The organism is Alistipes finegoldii DSM 17242 (genome assembly GCF_000265365.1).
Taxonomy (GTDB): Bacteria; Bacteroidota; Bacteroidia; order Bacteroidales; family Rikenellaceae; genus Alistipes; species Alistipes finegoldii.
Genome location: NC_018011.1, coordinates 1,713,772 through 1,735,481, shown reverse-complemented (window position 1 = coordinate 1,735,481; position 21,710 = coordinate 1,713,772). Strand labels below are relative to the sequence as shown.

The window sequence follows — 21,710 nt, the reverse complement described above, 5'->3', positions numbered from 1 at the left end:
AGTCGGTTGAGCTTTAGAATTGGAGTTTTACACTGAATCCGAGGGTGCGGACGCTCGGCTGCATGAAGAAGTCGACACCCTGATAGTAGGTACTCGTCGAAGCGGTCACTTCGGGGTCGAACGGAGCCTTGTTGTAGAACATGAACAGGTTGCGGCCGACGAACGATACGCTCATATTGACCTTGTTGCGGAACCATTTGGAGGGCAGGTCGTAACCCAGTGTAAGCTCGCGCAGGCGGACGTTGGTCATGCTGTAGACGTAGTGCGAAAGCATCGCCATGCCGTCGCCGCTGTTGGCATAGAAGGTCTTGGCGTCGGGAACCTGCTGGTCGTCGGAAATCCATACGCCGCCGTTCTCGCGGGCGTCGGCCGAATCCTGCGAAACGCCGAAGCGGTCCATGAGGGCCTGCGTAGCCGATACGCCGCGGCCACCGATACGTGCGTCGATCAGCACGCCGAGCGAAACGCCCTTGTAGGAGAACTGGTTGTTCCAGCCCCAGCGGAAGCGGGCTTCGGTGTTGCCGGCGAAGATGTAGGCTTCGGGATCGGGATCGAGCAGCACGGTGTTGGAGTTGGGATCGACATAGATATGACCCTTGTCGTCGGTCAGCAGGCCTTTGACATAGAAGTCGCCGATCGAACCGCCCTCGACGAGCTTGACACGGTAACCGCCGTAGTCCTTATTGACCTCCTTGATATCGACCAGCGAGCCCGTATCCGGATCGCGGGTGCCTTCGGGAACCAGCTCCTTGATCTTGTTGCGGTTCATCGAGAAGTTGAGGGTCGTGGCCCACGAGAAATCGCGCCATGTGTTCTTGTATCCGGCCGAAGCCTCGATACCCCAGTTATTGACCTTGCCGGCGTTGATGTATTTCTGTTTGTAGCCGGAGCTGGGAGGTGCGTCGTAAAGGAAGAGCTGGTTGTAGGTGTTGGTATTGTAGTAGGTAGCCGTAGCCGAGATCTTGTTGCCCAAGAACTTGACGTCGAGACCGGCCTCGAACGACTTGGTACGCTCGGCTTCGAGGTGCTTGGCCGGAGCGATCGTCGCCGTGCTCACCACGCCGTTGGTCAGCGTGTAGTTGGGACCGGTGATGTAACGTTCGGGAGCGTTGCCCACCTCGGCATAGGATCCGCGCACCTTGAGGAACGAGATGCCCGCCTTCGAGAGGTCGGCCATCGACGAAATCACGGCCGAAAGGCCCACCGAAGGATAGAAGATGTTCTGTTTGGGCGTGAAGGCCAGCATCGAGGCCCAGTCGTTGCGGACCGAAACGTCAACGTAGAGCATACCCCGCCAGCCCAGCTGCATGGTCGCATACACGGCCTGAATCTGGTCGTGGTAGTTCTCCTGCGTCGGGAAACTCTGCGAGTTGTCGGAGATGATGTTGTTGTAGGTGAACTTGTTGGGAATGCCCGCCAGATAACCTTCGTAACCCGTCAGCTGGTTCTTGTCGTCCATGATGCTGGCGCCGAGGTTGAACTGCAGGGAGAAGGCATTGTCGAAGAAGCTCTTGTCGATGCTCAGCAGCACGTCGCCGTAGAGGTTGTTGTGCGTCATCGTGCGGTTCAGGTAGCTGCCGTACTTCGAAGCGAAGAGCGTGTTGGTCGAAGCGCTGAGTTTGCGGGTGTAGTTGATCGTCGCATTATCGGTACGGATACGGCCCGTCAGGCTCATCCAGTCGGTGATGTCGAGCTTCATCGTAGCGTTGAAGCTGTAGCGGTGCTGACGGTTTTCGTTCAGCTCGCGGTTGGTGATCCACCACGGGTTCTCGACGCCCTTGAGGAATTCGAGGTCCCAGAACTGCTCCATATAGCGCGAGTCGGAACCCGGACGCTCGTAAATCTCGTATTTGCGGATGTCGTTGCCGCGCGGGAAGAGGTAGATGCCCACCAGCGGGTTGCGGTACTGGCCCTGAATAGTCTGGTTGCGGGTGTACTGCTTCATGTAGGTCGCGCCCACGTCGAGCGTCAGGCGGTCCTTGATAAGCATCGTCGTATTGCGGATCGAGAAATTGTAGCGGTTGTAGACATTGTTGGGTACGATACCGCGCGAATTGACGGCGGAAGCCGACGCATAGGTCTGGTTGCGTTCGGTACCGGCGGAAAGGCCCACCGAGTTGGTCTCGTTGAATCCGGTCTGGAAGAAATCCGCGGGATCGTACGAAGTCGGCGTGGCGAGTTTGCTGCCCCAGCTCATCATCGGCTCGATTTCGCTCGTGCCGTAGGTGTTCTGGAATTTGGGCATCACGAAGGGATGGGAGAAGGTCGTCGAGTTCGAATAGTTGACCCGCACGCGGCCCTCCTTGCCCTTCTTGGTGGTGATGAGGATCACACCGTTGGCGCCCTGAGCACCGTAGAGGGCCGAAGCCGTGGCACCCGAAAGGATCGACATGGACTCGATGTCGTCGGGGTTGAAGTTGGCGATACCTTCGAAGTCGCCGCCGTCGGGCGTTTCATACGTGCCTGAGGTCTGGCTCGAACGCAGGCTCGGAAGCGGAATACCGTCGATCACGTAGAGGGCGTTGTTCTCGCCGTTGATCGACTTGACGCCTCGCATCACCACGCGGGTCGAACCGCCGGCGCCCGATGCACTGGCATTGATCTGAAGGCCGGCGACCTTACCCGAAAGGGAGTTCATGAAGTTGGCGTCCTTGACCGAGGTGACGATGTCGCCGGCTACCTCCTGCACGTTGTAGGTCAGCGATTTCTCGGCGCGCTTGATACCGAGGGCGGTCACCACGACGGCGTCGAGCACCTCGTTGTCTTCGAGCATTACCACCTGAAGGGGCGCGGAGCCCGTTACGGGAAGGGTTTGCTTGGCATAGCCGATCAGCGAAATTTCGAGCGTGTCGCCGACCTTGGCCTGCGGCAGCATGAAATTGCCGTCGAGATCGACGGCCACGCCGGTCGTCGTGCCCTGAATCAGCACCGTGGCGCCGATCAGCGGCATGCCCTGAGCGTCCTTAACGGTTCCGCTGACTCCGCCCTGAGCGTTGTGGGGGGGGGAATTTTTAGTTTTCTTCGAAAGGACGATGTGCTTGTCGCGAAGCGTGTAGGCGATGTCGGAACCTGCGAAAAGTTTGTCGAGCAGAGCCGTCAGCGGCTCGTCCTGCGCGGAAACGGTCACTTTGCGGTCGGTGTCGATGTCCGACGTGTTGTAGACGAACGAGCAGCCGGTCTGCTGCTGAACGGTTTGGAAAACGTTGACGATAGCGGCGTCCCGGACGTCGAGGCTGACGCGGGAAACGGACTGCTGCGTCTGTGCTGCGGCATGAGCGCCGAAGCATCCCAATACGAAAATCGGGATAAGAAACAGACAACGGAAACATGCGGAGACGGCATGCACTCCCCTGCCTGCTGCAAGGTAAGTTTTTTTCATGGATCTGAATTTAGGTTAGATTTTGAAAAGTAGATTGTCAAAAACCGCCGCTGCGTACAGCGGCCTGCGAAAACTGACGTATTATTCTCCCATAGGCGGTTCGGTGGTTTTCAGGTTGGTATTAGGTTATCGTTTAGGATTCGGGTAGATTTCGATGTCGTTGCCGACGACCTTGTAGGTGAACTTATAGGTGAGCTGCAGCACCGACATGATGTGGTAGATGCCGTCCTCGACGCGGAAGTCGCCGGAGAAGCGTTCGCTGCGCAGGGCTTCGTCCATAAAGCGGATATCGACGTTGTAGTAGCGTTTGAGTTCGGCGACGATCTCCCCGAAGGTGTCGTGCTCGAAGCAGAAGCGGCCGTCGATCCAGTTGATCGACCGGTCGGCCGAAGGTTCGTCGGTCAGGCGCATGGCGCCGGTCCGGGTATCGAACACCAACTGCTGCGAGGGGCGCAGGCGCACGGCGGCCTTCTCGTCGCCCGAAGCGTAGGCCTTGACCGCTCCTTCGAGCAGGACGGTGGTGATGCGGTGGTCGCTGTCGTCGTTGCGGATGTTGAAGCGGGTGCCGAGCACCTTGATGTCGAGTCCGTTGGTCGAGACGACAAAGGGCGCCTGAGCGTCGTGCTGCACCTCGAAATAGGCTTCGCCGTCCATCTTCACGCGGCGTTCGCGCGAAAAGAACGGAGCGACGTACTCGACGCTGCTGGCGGAGTTGAGTCAGACCTTGGTGCCGTCGGGCAGCACCACCTGCGAACGTTCGCCCAGATGGGTGATGACGGTCAGGGGCTGCGCAAGGCGTTTGGAAAGCGACACGGTGGTAACGCCCCCGGCCAGCAGAATCACCGCCACGGCGGCAGCGGCGGCGGCGCGGACCGCGATGCGCCGCAAGGAGATACGGCGTCCGGCGTGCATGCGGCGCTTGAACTGACGGAGCGAACGCTCGACGTCGATACCGGCCGTATCGTTGATACGGTCGTTGACATATAATATGTAATAAACCTCCCCAAGCAGTTTGCGGTTGGCGGCCGACGCGTCGTACCACGCTTCGACGGCCGCGGCCTCCGCAGCATTCAGTTCGCCTCTCAGGTAGGCTGCCAATACTTCTTCGCTGATCTGTAAATTCGTCATCTGTTCGCTAATCTATATAGTAATACAATCCGTCGGCAGAGGATGCTAAACGGAATTCAAAAAAAATAGGGAATTTTCGGTATTTTTTCAGTGCAGGTCCGGCCACAACAGCAAAACGACGAGCGGCCAGTACTCTTTCAGCTCTTCGCGCAGCAGGCGCACGGTCTGCCCGATCCGGTAATTGACCGTCTGCGGCGACACGCCGAGCGCGGCGGCGATCTCCTTGTGGGTCCTGCCTTCGAGCCGGTGCATGCGGAAAGTCTGCTGGAATTCGGGCGGCATCTTGCGCAGCGCGGCCGTGAGACGCTCCACCAGTTCGCCTTCGAGGTAAAAATCGGGATCGTCGAACTCCTCTTCGTAGTATTCGGCGAGCTGGCGGATCACGCGGTTTTTGATCGTATCGCGCGACATATGGTTGATCGCCTTGTTCTTGACGATGGTGAACAACAGCGACTTGAGGGGCATTTCGGGCAGCAGCGACGTGCGGTTTTCCCAGACCCACATCAGCGTATCCTGCACCAGCTCCTCGGCGCGGGCCGGGGTGACGAAACGGGTGGCGTAGGTACAGAGGGGTTTATAATAACGGCGGAAGAGCGCGTCGAAACATTTTTCGTCTCCGGCGCGGAGCAAACCCACAACCGTACGGTTGTCTTGCATGTTGATTGTTTGCGCGTTATCTGTCATAGGCCGGGTTATTCGCACGATTCGGCTGCCGCCGGAGACGGAATCAGCCTTTAGCAAAAGTACTATTTAATCCGATATTTCCAAAAAACTTCGCATGCACCGCATCGTTACGGCCCGTACGGAGGAGGGAAACGCATTTTCCGAATATCGCGCCCCCCCCGAAGCGGGAATACCGCCGAATTTTATTACCTTTGCGGTGCAGGTCCGCTCTGTCGCTGCCGGCCGTGGCCGGGAGAGGAAAGTCCGGGCAACGCAGAGCGCCGCGCAAGCTAATGACTTGATATCCGTGAGGGTATAGGAGCGTAACAGAAAAGAACCGCCCACAAGGGATTTCCCGGCGGGTAAGGGTGAAAAGGCGGGGTAAGAGCCCACCGCGGGGGCAGCGATGTCGCCCGGCAGTACGTCTCGCGGGTTGCAAGACCGTGTATACCGGCAATTAAGGGTTGCTCGCCCGATGCCGGGGGGTAGGTTGCTTGAGACGGCAGGAGACTGCCGCCCTAGATAAATGACAGAGGTCCGGGGTTCGCCCCGGAAACAGAACCCGGCTTACAGGACCTGCACGTACGGAACGTTCTCTTTTCGAGAACGTTCCTTCTTTTTCAGGCGCAGCCTTATCCGCATCCGCGGGTTTTGCCGCCCTGCCGCCTCGCGTTTCGATTCCCCGAACGCGGGGCGTACCGATTGCTCTGCGGCGGCTGTTCAGGCCGCCGGTTTTCCCCGCCCTTCGGTCCGCCGCCGCTGTGGTGGCATTTTTTTTGACGCACTGCCGCGCAATGGCGAATCTGCGCGAACACATACGGCAAAGCAGCGGCTACAAATGGTGGATTCTGGGCATGATCATGCTCGGAACGTTCATGGCCGTGCTGGACGTAACGGTGGTGAACGTCGGACTGCCGGCGATCATGTCGGCCTTCGGCATCGGCATCTCGTCGGCCGAATGGGTCATCACGGCCTACATGATTACGATGACGATCATGCTTCCTTCGGCAGGGTGGTTTGCGGACCGGTTCGGCAACAAACGCGTCTATATCCTCGGACTGGTGCTGTTCACGCTCGGCTCGTGGCTCTGCGGCAAGGCTTCGAGCGACCCGTTCCTGATCGGGGCGCGGGCCTTGCAGGGCGTAGGAAGCGGCATCATACAAGCGCTGGGACTGGCGATCGTGACGCGCGAGTTCAAGCCCGCGGAGCGCGGTCTGGCGCTGGGTCTGTGGTCGATGGCCGCGGCGGCTTCGATCTCGTTCGGGCCGCTGCTGGGCGGCTATCTGGTCGATGCGTACAGCTGGCACAAGATATTCGACGTGAACGTGCCGGTCGGAGTGCTGGCCGTCCTGCTCGCGGCATTCGTCCAGAAGGAGTGGAAGAACCAGACGCGCAGCCCGTTCGACTGGCAGGGGTTCGCGGCCATCGTGCTCTTCATGCCGCTGGCGATCTATGCGCTGGCGCGGGGCAATTCGCCGTCGAATCCCGGCGGGTGGAGCGCGCCCGAAGTGATCGGCTGTTTCATCGTCGCGGGGGCGGCGCTGGCGTGGTTCATCGTCGCGGAGCTGCGCAATCCCGCGCCGCTGCTGCAGATCCGGCTGCTCGCGGAACGCAACTTCGGAATTTCGATGGCCGTGCTGACGCTCTTCGCCATAGGCATGCTCGGCGGCACCTATCTGCTGCCGCTCTACATGCAGCGGGGACTGGGATACACGGCGCTGGCGGCGGGAAGCATGTTCCTGCCCGTAGGTGTGATTCAGGGCGTGCTCTCGGCCGTTTCGGGTTATCTGACCCGCTACGTCAGGCCGCTGCTGCTGAGCGCGGCGGGCATTCTGATCATGGCGCTGAGTTTCTGGCTCGCCAGCCGTTTCACGCTCCACACCACGCACGGACATATTCTCTTCATACTCTATCTGCGCGGCTTCGGCATGGGACTTACGTTCGCGCCGCTCAACCTCTTCTCGCTCAAGAACCTCACCCAGCAGGACATGGCCGCGGCGGCCGGCATTTCGAACAGCATCAAACAGCTGGCCGGAAGCATCGGAATCGCCCTCCTGACGGTGATCTTCTCGGCGCGAACCTCCTACCACGCCGCACACGAGACCGTCTCCGCGGCGCAGACCTACGTCGAAGGGGTCACGGACGCCCTGCGCGTGGTGGCGGTCATCACGCTGGCGGCGTTGCTTCCGCTGCTGGGGGTCTTCCGGAAAAAACGGCCGGGAAAGAGCGGAGTGAAAGGTGCGGCAACCCCTTCGCCGGGAGAGGCCGTCTCCGGCAAAACCGACAAGACAACCATTTACCGGACAAAACCCGAATAGGGCGGCGTCCGCCGGACACAAATAAAACGCCTGCACCCGGAGAAGGATGCAGGCGTATTCGTATGCCGGGCAGGGTTATTCCAGCCCCATGCGTTTGCGGGCGAAGGGCATGACCCACGCCGGAGCCTGCTGTTTAGACAGCAGGTCGCGCATGTATTCCATGTACGGCTCCACGTGGCGGAAGTAGATTTTCAAACCTTCGCAGAGCGAGTTTTTCGGGCTTCCGTCGGCACCGCGGTCGAAGCGGTGCTTGGGGCACTCGCCACGGCAGGCGAAGTAGAATTTGCAGCGCAGACATTCCGTGGGCAGCGTGTTGCGCTTGTTCAGGCCGAATTCGCGGCGTTTGGCCGTGCGGTAGATTTCGTCGAGCGGCGTCTGGGCGATGTTGCCCAGTTTGTATTCGGGGTAGACGAAGTGGTCGCAGGAGTAGACGTCGCCGTTGTGCTCGACGACCAGCGCGTCGCCGCACGTCTCGCCCATCGAGCAGACGCCCGGCTGCACGCCGCACCACTGGGCCAGCGAGGCGTCGAACATCTGGACGTAATAGCGGCCCACGTCGCCCACGACCCACTGGTCGAAAACGTCGCACAGAAAACGCCCGTAGCCTTCGGCCGTGACGGACCACTCGGCCACCCGCGCGCCTTCGCGGTCGGGGGAGACGATCAGCGGACGGTGGAAGCCCGGCTTGTCGACGACATGCTCCACGGCGGGCAGGAACTGCATGTATTTGCTGTGGACCGTGTCGCGGAAAAAGCGGTAGATCTCCGCGCCGCGGCCTTCGCAGCGGCGGTTCACGACGCTCAGCGTATTGAATTCCACGCCGCTGCGTTCGAACATCCGCACGGTCTCCATGACGCGCGCGAAGGTCGGCTTGCCGCCTTTGGTAAGGCGGAAAGCGTCGTGAATGTCTTCGGGACCGTCGAGCGAGACGCCCACCAGAAAATTGTTCGACGCGAACAGATCGCACCACGCCTCGTCGACCAGCGTGCCGTTGGTCTGAAGGGTGTTCTCGATGCGTTTGCCGTCGGCGTATTTCCGCTGGAACTCCATGGCCCGGCGGTAGAAATCGACGCCCAGCAGCAGCGGTTCGCCCCCGTGCCAGCAGAACTGGACCGTATCGACTTCGTTGGCGCAGATATATTGTTTGACGTAAAGTTCCAGCAGTTCGTCGCTCATCACGGCCTGCCGGCCGCCGTACTGCACCGCCTTGTCGAGGTAATAGCAGTAGTGGCAATCGAGGTTGCAGGCCGAGCCGGCCGGCTTGAGCATCGTCGAGAAGGCAACGGGGCCGGCCTGTTTCTCGGCGTCGCGGAAAGTGAAGATGTCTTTCGATTTCATAGGTAAGCAGGAAAGTCCGGACAAAAATAATAAAATCCCGGCAATATCCGCCATGAATGTTCAAAAGAGTCTCCGAAACGGCAAATCCGGAAAGCCGCCGCGACACCGCGAATGGCCGGCGTCCGGAATGCGTAAGGGCGCGGCGGGTCCGGCACCCTGCCCGCAGAGCACGGCCGGAGTGGACAATGGAAACAAAAAAGTGACCATATAAAGGATTTATTGAGATAGTTTTTGTATTTTTGGAGCCATAAATCCGTTCAAAAAATGCACTATTCGGACTTGGACTCCATTAACGGCCGGATTTTCAACCGGACAGAAGTTTCGCTCGGCGAAGCGGAACTCCGGGAAGTCGAGGCATGTTACCGTTTTCTCGAAGATTTCGAGCAGGGAAAAGTAATATACGGCATCAACACCGGTTTCGGCCCCATGGCCCAGTACCGGATCGGCGATGCCGACCTGAACAGCCTGCAATACAACATCATACGTTCGCACAGCTGCGGTGCGGGCGAGACGCTGCCCGACATCTGCGTGCGTGCGGCCATGCTTGCGCGCTTGCAAACCTTTCTCAACGCCAAATCGGGCGTACATCCCGACGTGGTGCGGATTCTGGCCGATTTCCTCAACAACGAAATATATCCGCTCGTGCCGCGCCACGGCAGCGTCGGCGCCAGCGGCGACTTGGTGCAGCTGGCGCATATCGCGCTGGCGCTGATCGGCGAATCGGAAGTGTCGTTCCGCGGCGAAACCGTCTCCGCGGCCGAAGCGATGAAGGCGTGCGGCATAACGCCGCTCAGGCTCCGCATCCGCGACGGGCTGGCGCTGACCAACGGCACAGCCGTGATGACGGGAATCGGCATGGTGAACCTCGCGCAGGCCCGCCGCCTGCTCGACTGGGCCGTGAAGGCTTCGGTGATGCTCAACGAGGTGGTCGAATCGTACGACGACTTCATGGCCGAGCCGCTCAACGCCTGCAAGCTCCACGCCGGGCAGATCGAAATCGCCCGCCGGATGCGCGAAATATGCGCATCGAGCCGCCGCCTGCGCAAGCGCGAAACGGAACTTTACAACGGCGACACGGGAGAGGCTCCGACCTTCAAGCACAAGGTGCAGCCCTACTATTCGCTGCGCTGCACGCCCCAGATACTGGGTCCGGTGCTCGAAACGCTCGAACAGGCGGAGAAGATACTCGTCGAAGAGTTCAATTCGGTGGACGACAATCCGGTGGTGGACTCCAAGACGGGGACCATCTACCACGGCGGCAACTTCCACGGCGACTACGTTTCGCTGGAGATGGACAAGCTCAAGATCGCCGTCACGAAGATGACGATGCTCGCCGAGCGGCAGCTGAACTACCTCTTCCACGACCGCATCAACGAAACGCTGCCGCCGTTCGTGAACCTCGGCAAGCTGGGGCTCAACTACGGCCTGCAGGCGGCGCAGTTCACGGCGACCTCGACCACGGCCGAATCGCAGACGCTTTCGAATCCGATGTACGTGCACTCGATACCCAACAACAACGACAATCAGGATATCGTCAGCATGGGCACCAACGCCGCGATGCTGACCCGTCAGGTGATCGAAAACGGCTATCAGGTGCTGGCGATCGAGATGCTCGCGCTGGTGCAGGCCGCGGATTATCTGGAGTGCGCCGCAGAACTGTCGGCCCAGACCCGGCAGCTGTACGACGACATCCGCCGCATCGTACCCAAGTTCATCGACGACACGCCCAAATACCGGGAGATCGCAGCCATCGAAAACTTCCTCAAACAGCAAGCATGACCGAACCGACGAAATATGCGCTCGTCACCGGCGGAAGCCGGGGCATAGGCCGCGAGATATGTCTCAAGCTGGCCCGGAGCGGCTACTACGTACTCATCAACTACCGCTCGAACGCCGACGAAGCCCAAAGGACGCTCGAAGGCGTCCGCGCCGCGGGCGGCGACGGGGAGACCCTGCGGTTCGACGTGGCCGCGGGCGAAGAGACCGCGGCGGCGATCGCGGCGTGGCAGGAGCGGCACAAGGGAGCCGTCATCGAGGTGGTGGTGAACAACGCGGGCATCCGCAGCGACACTCTGATGATGTGGATGGAGCCGCAGCAGTGGCACTCGGTAGTGGATACCGGCCTCGGAGGATTCTACAACGTCACGCGCCCGCTGCTGAAGGACATGCTGGTCAAACGTTTCGGCCGCATCGTCAACATCGTCTCGCTGTCGGGAATCAAGGGACTGCCCGGACAGACCAACTATTCGGCGGCCAAAGGCGGCGTGATCGCGGCGACGAAGGCGCTGGCGCAGGAGGTGGCCAAGAAGGGCGTGACGGTAAACGCCATCGCGCCGGGATTCGTACGCACGGACATGACCGCCGACCTCGACGAAGCGGAACTCAAAAAACAGATACCCGCCGGACGCTTCTGCGAGGCGGAGGAGGTCGCCGATCTGGCGATGTTCCTCATCTCGGACAAGGCCTCCTACATCACGGGGGAGGTGATATCGATCAACGGAGGATTATACACCTGACACCATGGAAAACAGAGTAGTCATCACCGGACTGGGCATCTGGTCCTCGATCGGCACCAGCCTCGGCGAAGTGACCGAATCGCTGCGCGAAGGGCGTTCGGGCATCGGGCTGGACCCGGAGCGCAGGGAGCTGGGATACATATCGGCGCTGACCGGTATCGTCAAGCGCCCCGAACTGAAGGGGGCGCTCGACCGCCGCAAGCGGCTCTGCCTGCCCCAGCAGGGCGAGTACGCCTACATGGCCACGGCCGAGGCGATGCGCAACGCGGGAATGGACGAAGCGTTTCTGGCGGCCAACGAGGTCGGCATCATCTACGGCAATGACAGCAGCGCGGCCCCGGTGATCGAGGGCATCGACATCATCCGCGCCAAGCGGAATACGGCGATGGTCGGTTCGGGAAACATCTTCCAGTCGATGAACTCGACCGTCACGATGAACCTCTCGGTGATCTTCAACCTGCGGGGCGTCAACCTCACCCTCTCGGCGGCCTGCGCCAGCGGCTCGCACGCGATCGGCATGGGATACCTGATGATCCGGCAGGGACTGCAGGAGCGCATCGTATGCGGCGGAGCGCAGGAGGTGAACCTCTATTCGGTCGGCAGTTTCGACGGGCTGGGAGCCTTCTCGAAGCGCGAATCGGACCCCGCGGCGGCATCGCGCCCCTTCGATAAGGACCGCGACGGGCTGGTACCGAGCGGAGGCGCGGCGACCGTGATCCTCGAAAGCTACGACTCGGCGGTGCGCCGGGGCGCGGCGATACTGGGCGAAGTGGCCGGATACGGATTCTCGTCGAACGGCGAGCATATCTCCGTGCCGAACGTGGACGGACCGCGCCGCTCGCTGCTGCGCTGTCTGGCGGATGCGGGCATGCAGCCCGGAGAGATTCCCTACGTCAACGCCCACGCCACCTCGACGCCGCTGGGCGACTACAACGAAGCGCTGGCCATCGACGAGGTGTTCGGCGCGAACAGGCCCTACGTCGCCTCGACCAAGTCGATGACCGGCCATGAAATGTGGATGGCGGGAGCCAGCGAAATCGTCTACTCGATGCTGATGATGGAGCACGGATTCATCGCCCCGAACATCAATTTCGCGCAGGGAGACGAAGCCACCTCGAAGCTCAACATCCCCGCCCGCAAGGTGGACCTCGCCTTCGACCGCTTTCTGTCGAACTCGTTCGGATTCGGCGGAACCAACTCGACCCTCATTATCAAGAAATGCAAATAAATCCCACGCAGACAATGACACAACAGGAACTCATCGAAAAAATCAATACCGTTTTGGCCGACGAATTCGAAGTGGAGCAGGAGGTCATCACCCCCGATGCGCCGCTGCTCGAAACGCTCGACCTCGACAGCCTCGATCTGGTGGATGTCGTGGTGCTCGTCGACAAGAATTTCGGCGTGACGCTCACGGGTCCCGACTTCAAGGAGCTGAAGACTTTTCAGGACTTCTACGACCTGATCATCAGCCGGACGAATGGCAAATAACGACAAACGGTGGAGCGGACGCTCGCGCGGCGGATCTTTCGGATACGGTTTCTTCATCTTCCTGATGAACGTGTTCGGAATACGCGCCGCGTACGCTTTCCTCTCGCTGGTAGTCGTCTACTTCATCCCTTTCGCACCCCGCGCCACGCGGGCCGTCTGGTTCTATAACCGCCGCATACTCCGTTACGGCGTCTTCCGCTCGGCGGTCAAACTCTATGCCCACTATTACGCGCTGGGGCAGACCATCATCGACCGGGTGGCCATCGGCAGCGGCATGGCGGACCGGTACAAGTTCGAGTTCGAGAATTACGACGCTTTCCTGCGTCTGCTCGACGGCGGGCGCGGCGCGGTGATCATCGGCGCGCACGTCGGCTGCTGGGGCACGGGGGCCGGGTTCTTCGGCGACTACGCCCGCAAAATGCACCTCGTGATGTACGACGCCGAATACCGGCGGATCAAAAACGTCATGGACAAGCACTGCAAACAGGAGGGCTACAAGGTGATCCCCGTGAACGAGGGCGGCATCGAGTCGATCCTGCGGATCAAGGAGGTGCTCGACCGCAGGGAGTACGTCTGCTTTCAGGGCGACCGCTTCGTCGAAGGCGGCGCCACGGCGCCGGTGACCTTCATGGGCCGCAAGGCCCTCTTCCCGGCGGGACCCTTCGTCGTCGCCGAGAAGTTCCGGGCGCCGGCGGTATTCTACTATGCGATGCGCGAACGCGGCAGGCGTTACCGCTTCATCTTCGACATTCCGGAGGCGCCGGACGGCAAAACCCCGAACGTCGTGCTCGAAAGCTACGTCCGCTCGCTCGAAGCCGTGGTAAAGCGCTATCCGCGGCAATGGTTCAATTTCTATCGGTTCTGGTCGTGAGCGCATGTAGCATATTACTCATTTCGGCAAACCGCCACACGTCGCCCTACCCCGTTTATCCGCTCGGAATTTCCTACCTGAAAACCTACCTTGAGCGCACGATAAGCGGGATACGTGTCGATACGGCCGACTGCAACCTGCTCACGGACGAAGAGCTGGCCGAACGCATCCGCACGCTCGCGCCCCGCTATATCGGGGTGTCGCTGCGCAACGTGGACGGCGCCAATTCGCTCGACCGACGGGGGTTCCTGCCGGAGTACAAGGCGCTGATCGACGTCATACGCGCGGCCAGCGACGCACCCCTGATTATCGGCGGGGCGGGATTCTCGATCTATCCGCAGGCGTTCATGCGGGAGCTGGGGGCCGATTACGGCATTCACGGCGAGGGCGAAGGGCCGCTGGCGGAGCTGATCGGAGCCTTGGAACGGGGCGAAACCGGGGCAGACATTCCGGCGGTCTATACCCGCGACGGACGCACGGGAAACGGACCTATGGGAAACGGCCCTGCGAAAAACCGTCTCTCGGAAAACACACCCACGGAAAACACACCCACCGGAAACGAACGCACCGAAAACGGGCGGCGCAGTTACCTGCCGGCGATCGAAGTGGAGTTCGAGCCGGAGCTGACCGGGTATTACTGGAAGCGGAGCGGCATGCTCAACATCCAGACCAAGCGGGGGTGCCCCTACGAGTGCATCTACTGTTCGTATCCTCATATCGACGGGCGGTGCGTGCGCACGATGGACCCCGAAATCATCGCCGAAAACATCCTCCGCGCCAAGCGCGATTACGGCATAAATTACCTGTTCTTCACCGACTCGGTGTTCAACATCCGTCCCGAATACAACGTCCGGCTGGCCGAAACGCTCATCCGGCGCGGGACGAACGTCGCGTGGGGCGCCTACTTCTCGCCGCGGGGCATCGACGCCGAGCAGATGCGGCTGTTCAGGGCTTCGGGCCTGACCCACATCGAATTCGGCACCGAGTCGTTCTGCGACCGGACGCTGGAAGCCTACGGCAAACGCTTCACCTTCGGCGACGTCGTGCGGGCCAGCCGGCTGGCGCTGGACAACGGGGTCTACTACGCCCACTTCCTGATTCTGGGCGGGTACGGCGACACGCGGGAGCATGTGCGCGAAACGATCGAAAATTCGCGCCGGCTGGAATACACCGTCATGTTCCCCTATGCGGGCATGCGCATCTATCCGCACACCCGGCTGGCGGAGCTGGCCGCACGCGAAGGCGTCGTCGCCCCGGACGACGACCTGCTGGCGCCGGCCTATTACATCGCCCCGGACTTCGACTTGGAAGAGGCCCGCAGCGCGGCCGCCGCGACGGGCAAGGCGTGGGTTTTCCCCGACGACCCGCAGAGCGCGCTGGTCGATACGCTGCGGCTGAAACGAAATAAAAAAGGACCTTTATGGGAGTACCTGAGAAAGCCCTGATTGCGGCGGACGAAATAGTGGAATACATTCCGCAGCGGCCGCCGATCGTCATGGCGGACGCCTTCTACGGCATCGGCGAAGACGGATGCGCCCGCAGCGGGCTGACCGTATGCGAAGACAACATCTTCGTCGAAGAGGGCGCGCTCAGCGAGTGCGGCCTGATCGAGCATATCGCCCAGTCGGCCGCCCTGCGCGCAGGATACATGGACCGCAGCCGCGGCGAAAAGGTGCGGCTGGGATATATCGGGGCCGTGAACGACCTGAAAGTCCACGCACTGCCCCCGGTCGGCAGCCGGCTCGTCACGACAATCGTCGTCGAACAGGCGGTAATGAACGTAACCCTGCTTTCGGCACGGACCGAATGCGGCGGAAAGCCCGTCGCCGAGTGCCGGATGAAAATATACATGGAAGAGTGATGGTACGCAGAAAAACAGCCGAGGCGAGTCTGGTCGGCAAGACGTCGCTGCGCGTAAGGTTCAGCGAGGTGGACTCGATGCAGATCGTGTGGCACGGCGAATACGTGCGCTATTTCGAGGACGGACGCGAGGCCTTCGGGCGCGAATTCGCGGGGCTAGGCTACATGGACATCCATGCCAACGGATACACCGCGCCGATCGTCGAACTGCAGCTGCAATACAAAAAGCCGCTGCGCGTAAACGACACGGCCGTGGTCGAGACCCGTTATATCGCCACCGAAGCGGCGAAAATATGTTTCGAATACACGATCCGCAGCGCCACCGACGGAGAAATCGTCGCCGAGGGAAGCTCGACGCAGGTGTTTCTCGACGCCCGCGGCGAGCTGCAGCTGCTCGCGCCGGAGTTCTACCGCAAATGGAAGGAGAGATGGGACGTGAAGTAGCGGTCTGGTGGGGACCCGACAGCATCCTGTCAGCGCTCGGATTCGGCACGCGGGAGAACATGGAGGCCGTGCGCGCCGGGAGGACGAATCTCTCGGTATGGCACGACGGCACGCCCGTCTGCCGGATCGACCCGGAACGGTTTGCGCAGCTGACAGCGGAGCGGGCAGTGGCGGAATACACGCCCGCGGAACGACTGGCGCTGCTGACTCTGGGCGAGGTGATCGCCCGATCGGGCGTGTCGCCCGCGAACGAACGGACGCTCATCCTGCTCTCCACGACCAAAGGCAACATCGGCCTGCTGAACGGTGATCCGGCGAAATGCGACCTGAACGACACGGCGGAGGTCGTCGGAAGGCATTTCGGGGCGGCGAACCGGCCGCTGGTGATCTCGAACGCCTGCATTTCGGGCGTGTCGGCCATCGTCGTCGCGTCGCGGCTGATCCGCAGCGGCGAGTACGACCATGTCTTCGTCGCGGGATTCGACCTGCTGTGCGATTTCATCGTCAGCGGATTCAACGCCTTCAAATCGGTAAGTCCCGTGCTCTGCCGCCCCTACGACGCGGCGCGCGACGGGCTGACGCTGGGCGAAGCCGGCGGCGCGGTGCTGCTCACGGCCGATAGAGGACTTTCGGCGACGGGCGTCACCGTGGCGGGAGGCGGCATCTCCAACGACGCGAACCACATATCGGCTCCGTCGCGCACGGGCGACGGACTCGCGTTCGCAATCCGTGCGGCGCTCCGCGAAGCGTCGCTCGGCGCCGCAGCGATCGGCATGGTCAATCCCCACGGCACGGCGACGCTCTACAACGACGAGATGGAGAGCCGGGCACTGCATCTCGCAGGACTGTGCGGCACGCCCTGCAACTCGCTCAAACCCTATTTCGGGCATACGCTCGGCGCTTCGGGCGTCATCGAAAGCATCGTCACGGTGCACGGACTGGCCGAAGGGAGCGTCTTCGGCGTCAAAGGCTATGCGGAGTGCGGGGTGCCCTATCCGCTGAACATAAGTGCGGAACACCGCACGACCCGGACGGACGCCGCGCTGAAAACAGCATCGGGATTCGGCGGCTGCAACGCCGCGGCGGTATTCCGGCGCGGGACGGGCCGGAACGCATACGGCACGGACGAGACGGGCAGCACGGACGAGAATGCCGCGGCGGAGCGAAGCGACGTTTTCGGCGGACGATACTGCGACGGAGAAAATCCCGCCAGTCAGGACGGAACAAACGGCGCCGAAACCGACCGGGACGACGCACAGAACAAACGCAGGCAGGAAACAGCCGGCGAACAACCCGGATTCACCGGAGCGGACGAGAGTAACGCCGCAGCGAACGTCGGACAGAAAGAGTGCGCCGCAGCGAACGGAAACAACGTCATAACAAACGCCGGACAGGCAGGCGGCGACGAGACCGAAGAGATACGCACCGCCCGCGACACGGCGCACGTCGCCATAACGCGGCATCCGGAGATGCCGTTCGGCGTCTTCATCCGCGAGAGATACCGCGCGCTGGCAGACCCGAACATGAAGTTTTCGAAGATGGACGACCTCTGCAAGCTGGCCTACGTCGCATCGTGCGAACTGCTGGCCGGGCGACGGCCCGACTGCCCGGCCGAGCGGATCGGCGTGGTGCTGGCCAACCGCAGCGCATCGCTCGACAGCGACATGCGCCATCAGGCCGTCATCGACGCCGACGACGGGGGCGGGGCCTCTCCGGCGGTGTTCGTCTACACGCTCCCGAACATCATGCTGGGGCAGATCGCGATCAAGCACGGGCTGAAAGGCGAGAGCACTTTTTTTGCGTTCCCCGACAAAAGCTGTAACTTTATCCGGGAATACTCCGCCGGACTGATCGCCCAAGGACGCATGGACGCCGTCGTGTGGGGCTGGTGCGAACTCTGCGGCGGGGAATACGACTGTGAACTGACATTAACCGAAAAACTCGAATAGATACGATGGAAAATCTGGAACTGCAACTCAAACAGCAGATTATCGAAGCGCTGAATCTGGAGGAGATCAACGCCGAAGAGATCGCCACCGACGCGCCGCTGTTCGGCGAAGGACTCGGACTGGATTCGATCGACGCCCTCGAAATCACGCTCCTGCTCGAAAAACATTATGGCATCCGGCTGGCCAACCCGGCCGAAGCCAAACCGATATTCCACTCGGTCGCCACGCTGGCCGACTATATCCGTAAAAACCGCAAATGAACATAGCCGTCCGGGGCATAGGGATCATCTCGGCACTCGGCAACGGGGCCGGGGAGACGCTGGCGGCCCTGCGGGCCGGACGCAGCGGGATCGGGAAGCCGACGCTTTTCCGTTCGGCCGTCGACGTGCCCGTCGGAGAGGTCCTGCGCGACAACCGGGCGCTCGGCGAACTGCTCGGCATCCCGGCGCGTGAGACCCCTTCGCGCACGGCCCTGCTGGGGATGATCGCCGCGGCGCAGGCCGTGGCCGATGCGGCGATTCCCGCCGCGGCGCGCGTGGCACTCGTTTCGGGGACTTCGGTCGGCGGCATGGACCTCACGGAGAACTTCTACCGCGACTTCAGGTCGGACAACGGCAGAGGCCGCCTGCGCTCAGTGGCGGGGCACGACTGCGCCGACAGCACCCGCCGGATCGCGGAGTACTGCGGCATCACGGGTTACACGGCGACCGTCAGCACGGCCTGTTCGTCGGCCGCGAACGCCGTCATCACCGGAGCCTTGCTGCTCGAAAACGACATGGCCGATTATGTCGTGGCCGGAGGCACCGACGCACTGTGCCGCTTCACGCTCAACGGATTCAACTCGCTCTCGATTCTCGACCCGGAGCGGTGCCGCCCGTTCGACGCCACGCGCGCAGGGCTGAATCTGGGCGAAGGGGCGGGATATGTCGTCCTTGCGCGCGAAGAACCGAGCATGCGCTCCTACTGCCGCCTTGCGGGGTACGCCAACGCCAACGACGCCCACCACCAGACCGCTTCGTCCGAGACGGGCGAGGGGGCGTACCGCGCCATGGCCGAAGCGCTGGCCCGGAGCGGGCTGGAGCGCGTGGACTACATCAACGCACACGGCACGGCGACGCCGAACAACGACCTGACCGAAGGCATCGCCCTGCGGCGGCTGTTCGGCGAGCAGGTGCCGCCGTTCAGTTCGACGAAGGGCTTCACCGGGCACGCGCTGGCCGCGGCCGGCGGCATCGAAGCCGTGCTATCGGCGCTGGCCATTGGACACGGACTGCGCTACGGCAATCCCGGATTCGCGGAGCCGATTCCGGAGCTGGGGCTGCGGCCCGTCGCGGAGACGGAATCCGCAGCCGTAAATTCGGTGCTGTCCAATTCGTTCGGGTTCGGCGGAAACTGTTCCTCACTGATATTCGCAAAATGAAGGTATACGTCAATTGCATAACATCGGGCGCGGAGCTGCGCAGCGACATCAAGGTTCTGATTCCCGAAATGAATCTGCGGCGGCGGATGAGCCGCGTCGTGAAGTCGGGCGTGGCCGCCGGCATCGAATCGCTGCTGGAATTCGGCGCACGGGCGCCGATCGACGCGATAATCACCGCGACGGGACTGGGATGCATCGCTGACAGCGAGAAATTCCTCGACGGGCTGATCGCAGGCGATGAGACGATGCTCAACCCCACACCGTTCATCCAGTCGACCTTCAACACGGTCGGCGCGCAGATCGCCCTGCTGCGCGGACTGCACTGTTACAACACCACCTACGTCCACCGCTGGACGAGTTTCGAGAACGCGCTTACGGACGCCGCACTGCGCATCGGCGCGGGCTGGTCGCAGGCCGTGCTGGTCGGCGCATTCGACGAGACGACGCCCTCGGTCGAAAAGGTTCTGCAGCGGCTCCGCGTCGCGCAGGAGGGGAGATGGGGCGAATCGTCGGTATTCTTCGTGCTGACGGCCGAGCGGTTCGACTGTTCGGTCGCCGAAATCACGGGAATCCGCATCCCGGCCGGGACTCCGGCGGCGGACGGCGGATATCCGGCGGGCGGAGAAACAAACGGAGAGACGGGCGGAGAAGAGAAGTCCCGCGCCGAAGCCCCCTCCGGAAAGGCATACGAAAGAGACCCCGACGGAAAAGCACACGAAGGCGAAGCCGGCGGAAAAGCATACGCAAGAGCGACCTGCGAAAAGAGATACGAAAGAGAGAGCGGCAGGGAAAAGGACCATACCGAAAACCCCTCCGGAAAGGCATACGGAAACGAAAACGCCTGCGTCGGGGAATCCGGCGCGGAAACGTCCGAAGGCCGGGCGATACGGGCTTCGCAAACTGGCGTCAAGCCGCACTTTACAGCGATCGCCGAGGTATTCCGGCAGGCGGTCGCGGAGAACGCCGGGCATAAGATCACGCTTTACAACGACTTTTCGGGCCGCACCGAATCGGCCATGGAACTGACATGTATGTAGCCGCCGTCATAATCGCCGCGGGATTCGTCCTGTTCTACTGCTCCTACCAGATACGGCTGGGGGCGTACGTCCGCACGCTGTGCCGCAACCGGGCCGCGGGACGGGTCGTCGCGCTGACGTTCGACGACGGACCGGACCCGGAGATGACGCCCCGCGTGCTGGACCTGCTCCGGGAGAGGGGCGTAAGGGCGACGTTCTTCCTCGTCGGCGCAAAGGCCGAGCGGCATCCGGAACTGGTGCGCCGCATCGCCGCCGAAGGGCACGATACAGGCATACACACTTGGGAGCACGCAGCCGGGTTCCCGATGCGGAGCAGCTGGGCGATGACGGCCGACATCCTGCGGTGCAGGGAGTCGCTCCGGCAGATCGCCGGCGTGGAGACGCACCTTTTCCGGCCGCCGTTCGGGGTCACCAACCCGATGGTGGCGCGGGCCGTGAAGCGGACGCAGAGCCGCTGCATCGGGTGGAGCGTCCGCTCGTTCGACACGCTTCTGCGCCGCAGCCGCGAAGCCGTGGCGGAGCGCATAGCCCGCCGGCTGGGCGACGGCAAGGTGATCCTGCTGCACGACGACCGTCCCGGCGCGGATCGGCTGCTAAGGCTGGTTCTCGACGACCTGAAGCGGCGCGGCTACGGCACGGCGACCGTATGCGAACTGTTTAAAATCGAAAAACCATGAAAATAGCCTCCCTGCTAATTCCCTTTGCGCTGCTGTCGGCGCTGACGGCCCAAGGACAGCTGCCCGACTCGTTCCGGGAGCGGCTCGCCCAAGCCAGCCGCGATAACAAGACCATTCAGTGCGACTTCACGCAGCACCGGCAGGTGCGCCGGATGAAGGGCGAAATCGAGCTAAAAGGCCGTTTCTACTACGACAACACCAAAGCCATGGCGCTCGAATACACCGTGCCTGCGGGCGACAAAGTCATCATCCGCGACGACCGCATCATCCTCAGGACCGCCGGGCAGGTGACCGAAACGGCCACCTCGGCCAATCCCATGCTGCAGCAGGTCGCGCTGATGATCCGCGCCAGCATGACGGGCGACCTCTCGCAGTTCGGCGAGGGGTGGCAGATCGGCTACGACGAAACGGAGGGCGCGGGGACCGTACGGATGGTACCCCTGTCGCGCCGCGCCCGCAAATACATCGACTCGATCACGCTCCGCTTCGACTTGGAGAACATGACGCTCGACCGGATGGAGCTGAACGAAACCGAAGGCGGACATTCGGTCTACGAGTTCCGCGACAAACGATTCAACCTCGCGGTCGATCCCGCGAAATTCAACCCCTGACCTCCGAT

General features: G+C 61.9%; 20 protein-coding genes, 1 other RNA gene and 1 pseudogene. 16 read left to right on the top strand and 6 right to left on the bottom strand.

Going from position 1 to position 21,710, the window contains the following annotated elements; genetic code table 11:
• Positions 1–13: 13 nt before the first annotated feature.
• The 5 genes and pseudogenes from ALFI_RS07620 to ALFI_RS07610 form a co-directional block, all read right to left on the bottom strand.
• The gene (locus ALFI_RS07620; protein WP_014775394.1) at positions 14–3,379 is read right to left on the bottom strand and encodes a SusC/RagA family TonB-linked outer membrane protein; all 3,366 of its coding nucleotides are present in this window, start codon (positions 3,377–3,379) and stop codon (positions 14–16) included.
• A 126-nt stretch (positions 3,380–3,505) separates the two neighbouring features.
• Positions 3,506–3,790, bottom strand: coding sequence for a DUF4974 domain-containing protein (locus tag ALFI_RS17605; RefSeq protein ID WP_276324467.1), 285 nt, complete (start codon positions 3,788–3,790; stop codon positions 3,506–3,508).
• A 93-nt stretch (positions 3,791–3,883) separates the two neighbouring features.
• Positions 3,884–4,084: pseudogene (locus ALFI_RS17600) on the bottom strand (FecR domain-containing protein); the annotation flags it as partial.
• A gap of 12 nt (positions 4,085–4,096) precedes the next feature.
• Positions 4,097–4,507: a hypothetical protein gene (locus ALFI_RS17410; protein WP_244265024.1), complete on the bottom strand. Its 411-nt coding sequence runs from the start codon at positions 4,505–4,507 to the stop codon at positions 4,097–4,099.
• A gap of 87 nt (positions 4,508–4,594) precedes the next feature.
• Positions 4,595–5,191 (bottom strand): RNA polymerase sigma-70 factor, encoded by a 597-nt coding sequence (locus ALFI_RS07610; RefSeq protein ID WP_009596192.1) that lies wholly within the window; start codon positions 5,189–5,191, stop codon positions 4,595–4,597.
• Positions 5,192–5,387: 196 nt separating this feature from the next.
• Here ALFI_RS07610 and rnpB point away from each other — a divergent pair.
• Positions 5,388–5,756: RNase P RNA component class A (gene rnpB, locus ALFI_RS16315), an RNA gene on the top strand.
• 208 nt (positions 5,757–5,964) lie between these two features.
• Positions 5,965–7,488, top strand: coding sequence for a DHA2 family efflux MFS transporter permease subunit (locus ALFI_RS07600; RefSeq protein ID WP_014775393.1), 1,524 nt, complete (start codon positions 5,965–5,967; stop codon positions 7,486–7,488).
• 75 nt (positions 7,489–7,563) lie between these two features.
• On the opposite strand, the gene ALFI_RS07595 is transcribed toward ALFI_RS07600, so the two are convergent.
• A complete protein-coding gene (locus tag ALFI_RS07595; protein ID WP_014775392.1) occupies positions 7,564–8,826 on the bottom strand; it encodes an anaerobic sulfatase-maturation protein in 1,263 nt (420 codons plus the stop codon).
• Positions 8,827–9,090: 264 nt separating this feature from the next.
• Between ALFI_RS07595 and flxA the strand changes: the two genes are divergently transcribed.
• From flxA to lolA2, 14 genes are read left to right on the top strand one after another with little or no spacing between them, the layout of a single operon-like run.
• Positions 9,091–10,605: a flexirubin biosynthesis tyrosine ammonia-lyase FlxA gene (gene flxA, locus ALFI_RS07590; RefSeq protein WP_014775391.1), complete on the top strand. Its 1,515-nt coding sequence runs from the start codon at positions 9,091–9,093 to the stop codon at positions 10,603–10,605.
• Positions 10,602–11,342, top strand: coding sequence for a flexirubin biosynthesis SDR family reductase FlxB (gene flxB, locus ALFI_RS07585; protein ID WP_009596187.1), 741 nt, complete (start codon positions 10,602–10,604; stop codon positions 11,340–11,342). The genes flxA and flxB overlap by 4 nt, the downstream gene beginning before the upstream one ends.
• A 4-nt stretch (positions 11,343–11,346) precedes the next feature.
• On the top strand, positions 11,347–12,570 hold the full coding sequence (locus tag ALFI_RS07580) for a beta-ketoacyl-[acyl-carrier-protein] synthase family protein (protein ID WP_009596159.1): 1,224 nt from the start codon (positions 11,347–11,349) through the stop codon (positions 12,568–12,570).
• Between the two features lie 14 nt (positions 12,571–12,584).
• Positions 12,585–12,833, top strand: a complete 249-nt coding sequence (locus ALFI_RS07575) for a phosphopantetheine-binding protein (RefSeq protein WP_009596180.1) — start codon at positions 12,585–12,587, stop codon at positions 12,831–12,833.
• Positions 12,823–13,704, top strand: coding sequence for an LpxL/LpxP family acyltransferase (locus tag ALFI_RS07570; RefSeq protein WP_014775390.1), 882 nt, complete (start codon positions 12,823–12,825; stop codon positions 13,702–13,704). Before ALFI_RS07575 ends, ALFI_RS07570 begins: the two co-directional genes overlap by 11 nt.
• Positions 13,674–15,149, top strand: coding sequence for a B12-binding domain-containing radical SAM protein (locus ALFI_RS07565; protein WP_014775389.1), 1,476 nt, complete (start codon positions 13,674–13,676; stop codon positions 15,147–15,149). Before ALFI_RS07570 ends, ALFI_RS07565 begins: the two co-directional genes overlap by 31 nt.
• Positions 15,125–15,565 (top strand): hotdog family protein, encoded by a 441-nt coding sequence (locus tag ALFI_RS07560; protein ID WP_014775388.1) that lies wholly within the window; start codon positions 15,125–15,127, stop codon positions 15,563–15,565. The genes ALFI_RS07565 and ALFI_RS07560 overlap by 25 nt, the downstream gene beginning before the upstream one ends.
• Positions 15,565–16,008, top strand: a complete 444-nt coding sequence (locus tag ALFI_RS07555; protein WP_014775387.1) for an acyl-CoA thioesterase — start codon at positions 15,565–15,567, stop codon at positions 16,006–16,008. The genes ALFI_RS07560 and ALFI_RS07555 overlap by 1 nt, the downstream gene beginning before the upstream one ends.
• Positions 15,993–17,957, top strand: a complete 1,965-nt coding sequence (locus tag ALFI_RS16190; protein WP_014775386.1) for a beta-ketoacyl synthase N-terminal-like domain-containing protein — start codon at positions 15,993–15,995, stop codon at positions 17,955–17,957. Before ALFI_RS07555 ends, ALFI_RS16190 begins: the two co-directional genes overlap by 16 nt.
• Positions 17,958–17,962: 5 nt before the next feature.
• Positions 17,963–18,217, top strand: a complete 255-nt coding sequence (locus tag ALFI_RS07545) for a phosphopantetheine-binding protein (RefSeq protein ID WP_014775385.1) — start codon at positions 17,963–17,965, stop codon at positions 18,215–18,217.
• Complete coding sequence (locus ALFI_RS07540) at positions 18,214–19,377, top strand: beta-ketoacyl-[acyl-carrier-protein] synthase family protein (protein WP_014775384.1); 1,164 nt, start codon at positions 18,214–18,216, stop codon at positions 19,375–19,377. The genes ALFI_RS07545 and ALFI_RS07540 overlap by 4 nt, the downstream gene beginning before the upstream one ends.
• On the top strand, positions 19,374–20,414 hold the full coding sequence (locus tag ALFI_RS07535) for a beta-ketoacyl synthase chain length factor (protein WP_014775383.1): 1,041 nt from the start codon (positions 19,374–19,376) through the stop codon (positions 20,412–20,414). Before ALFI_RS07540 ends, ALFI_RS07535 begins: the two co-directional genes overlap by 4 nt.
• Entirely contained in the window at positions 20,405–21,091 is a 687-nt protein-coding gene (locus ALFI_RS07530) for a polysaccharide deacetylase family protein (RefSeq protein WP_014775382.1), read from the top strand. Before ALFI_RS07535 ends, ALFI_RS07530 begins: the two co-directional genes overlap by 10 nt.
• On the top strand, positions 21,088–21,702 hold the full coding sequence (lolA2, locus tag ALFI_RS07525; RefSeq protein WP_014775381.1) for a flexirubin biosynthesis/transport protein LolA2: 615 nt from the start codon (positions 21,088–21,090) through the stop codon (positions 21,700–21,702). Before ALFI_RS07530 ends, lolA2 begins: the two co-directional genes overlap by 4 nt.
• Positions 21,703–21,710 lie beyond the last annotated feature (8 nt).

Bases quoted from the DNA above. Each gene is read 5' to 3' on its own strand.
- ALFI_RS07560 (WP_014775388.1), top strand. From the start codon at position 15,125: ATGGGAGTACCTGAGAAAGCCCTGATTGCGGCGGACGAAATAGTGGAA.
- ALFI_RS07595 (WP_014775392.1), bottom strand. From the start codon at position 8,826: ATGAAATCGAAAGACATCTTCACTTTCCGCGACGCCGAGAAACAGGCC.
- ALFI_RS07580 (WP_009596159.1), top strand. From the start codon at position 11,347: ATGGAAAACAGAGTAGTCATCACCGGACTGGGCATCTGGTCCTCGATC.
- ALFI_RS07530 (WP_014775382.1), top strand. From the start codon at position 20,405: ATGTATGTAGCCGCCGTCATAATCGCCGCGGGATTCGTCCTGTTCTAC.
- ALFI_RS07570 (WP_014775390.1), top strand. From the start codon at position 12,823: ATGGCAAATAACGACAAACGGTGGAGCGGACGCTCGCGCGGCGGATCT.
- ALFI_RS07610 (WP_009596192.1), bottom strand. From the start codon at position 5,191: ATGACAGATAACGCGCAAACAATCAACATGCAAGACAACCGTACGGTT.
- ALFI_RS17605 (WP_276324467.1), bottom strand. From the start codon at position 3,790: ATGCGCCTGACCGACGAACCTTCGGCCGACCGGTCGATCAACTGGATC.
- ALFI_RS07565 (WP_014775389.1), top strand. From the start codon at position 13,674: ATGGTTCAATTTCTATCGGTTCTGGTCGTGAGCGCATGTAGCATATTA.
- ALFI_RS07545 (WP_014775385.1), top strand. From the start codon at position 17,963: ATGGAAAATCTGGAACTGCAACTCAAACAGCAGATTATCGAAGCGCTG.
- flxA (WP_014775391.1), top strand. From the start codon at position 9,091: ATGCACTATTCGGACTTGGACTCCATTAACGGCCGGATTTTCAACCGG.
- ALFI_RS17410 (WP_244265024.1), bottom strand. From the start codon at position 4,507: ATGACGAATTTACAGATCAGCGAAGAAGTATTGGCAGCCTACCTGAGA.
- ALFI_RS07540 (WP_014775384.1), top strand. From the start codon at position 18,214: ATGAACATAGCCGTCCGGGGCATAGGGATCATCTCGGCACTCGGCAAC.
- ALFI_RS07575 (WP_009596180.1), top strand. From the start codon at position 12,585: ATGACACAACAGGAACTCATCGAAAAAATCAATACCGTTTTGGCCGAC.
- ALFI_RS07600 (WP_014775393.1), top strand. From the start codon at position 5,965: ATGGCGAATCTGCGCGAACACATACGGCAAAGCAGCGGCTACAAATGG.
- ALFI_RS07620 (WP_014775394.1), bottom strand. From the start codon at position 3,379: ATGAAAAAAACTTACCTTGCAGCAGGCAGGGGAGTGCATGCCGTCTCC.
- ALFI_RS07535 (WP_014775383.1), top strand. From the start codon at position 19,374: ATGAAGGTATACGTCAATTGCATAACATCGGGCGCGGAGCTGCGCAGC.
- ALFI_RS07555 (WP_014775387.1), top strand. From the start codon at position 15,565: ATGGTACGCAGAAAAACAGCCGAGGCGAGTCTGGTCGGCAAGACGTCG.
- lolA2 (WP_014775381.1), top strand. From the start codon at position 21,088: ATGAAAATAGCCTCCCTGCTAATTCCCTTTGCGCTGCTGTCGGCGCTG.
- flxB (WP_009596187.1), top strand. From the start codon at position 10,602: ATGACCGAACCGACGAAATATGCGCTCGTCACCGGCGGAAGCCGGGGC.
- ALFI_RS16190 (WP_014775386.1), top strand. From the start codon at position 15,993: ATGGGACGTGAAGTAGCGGTCTGGTGGGGACCCGACAGCATCCTGTCA.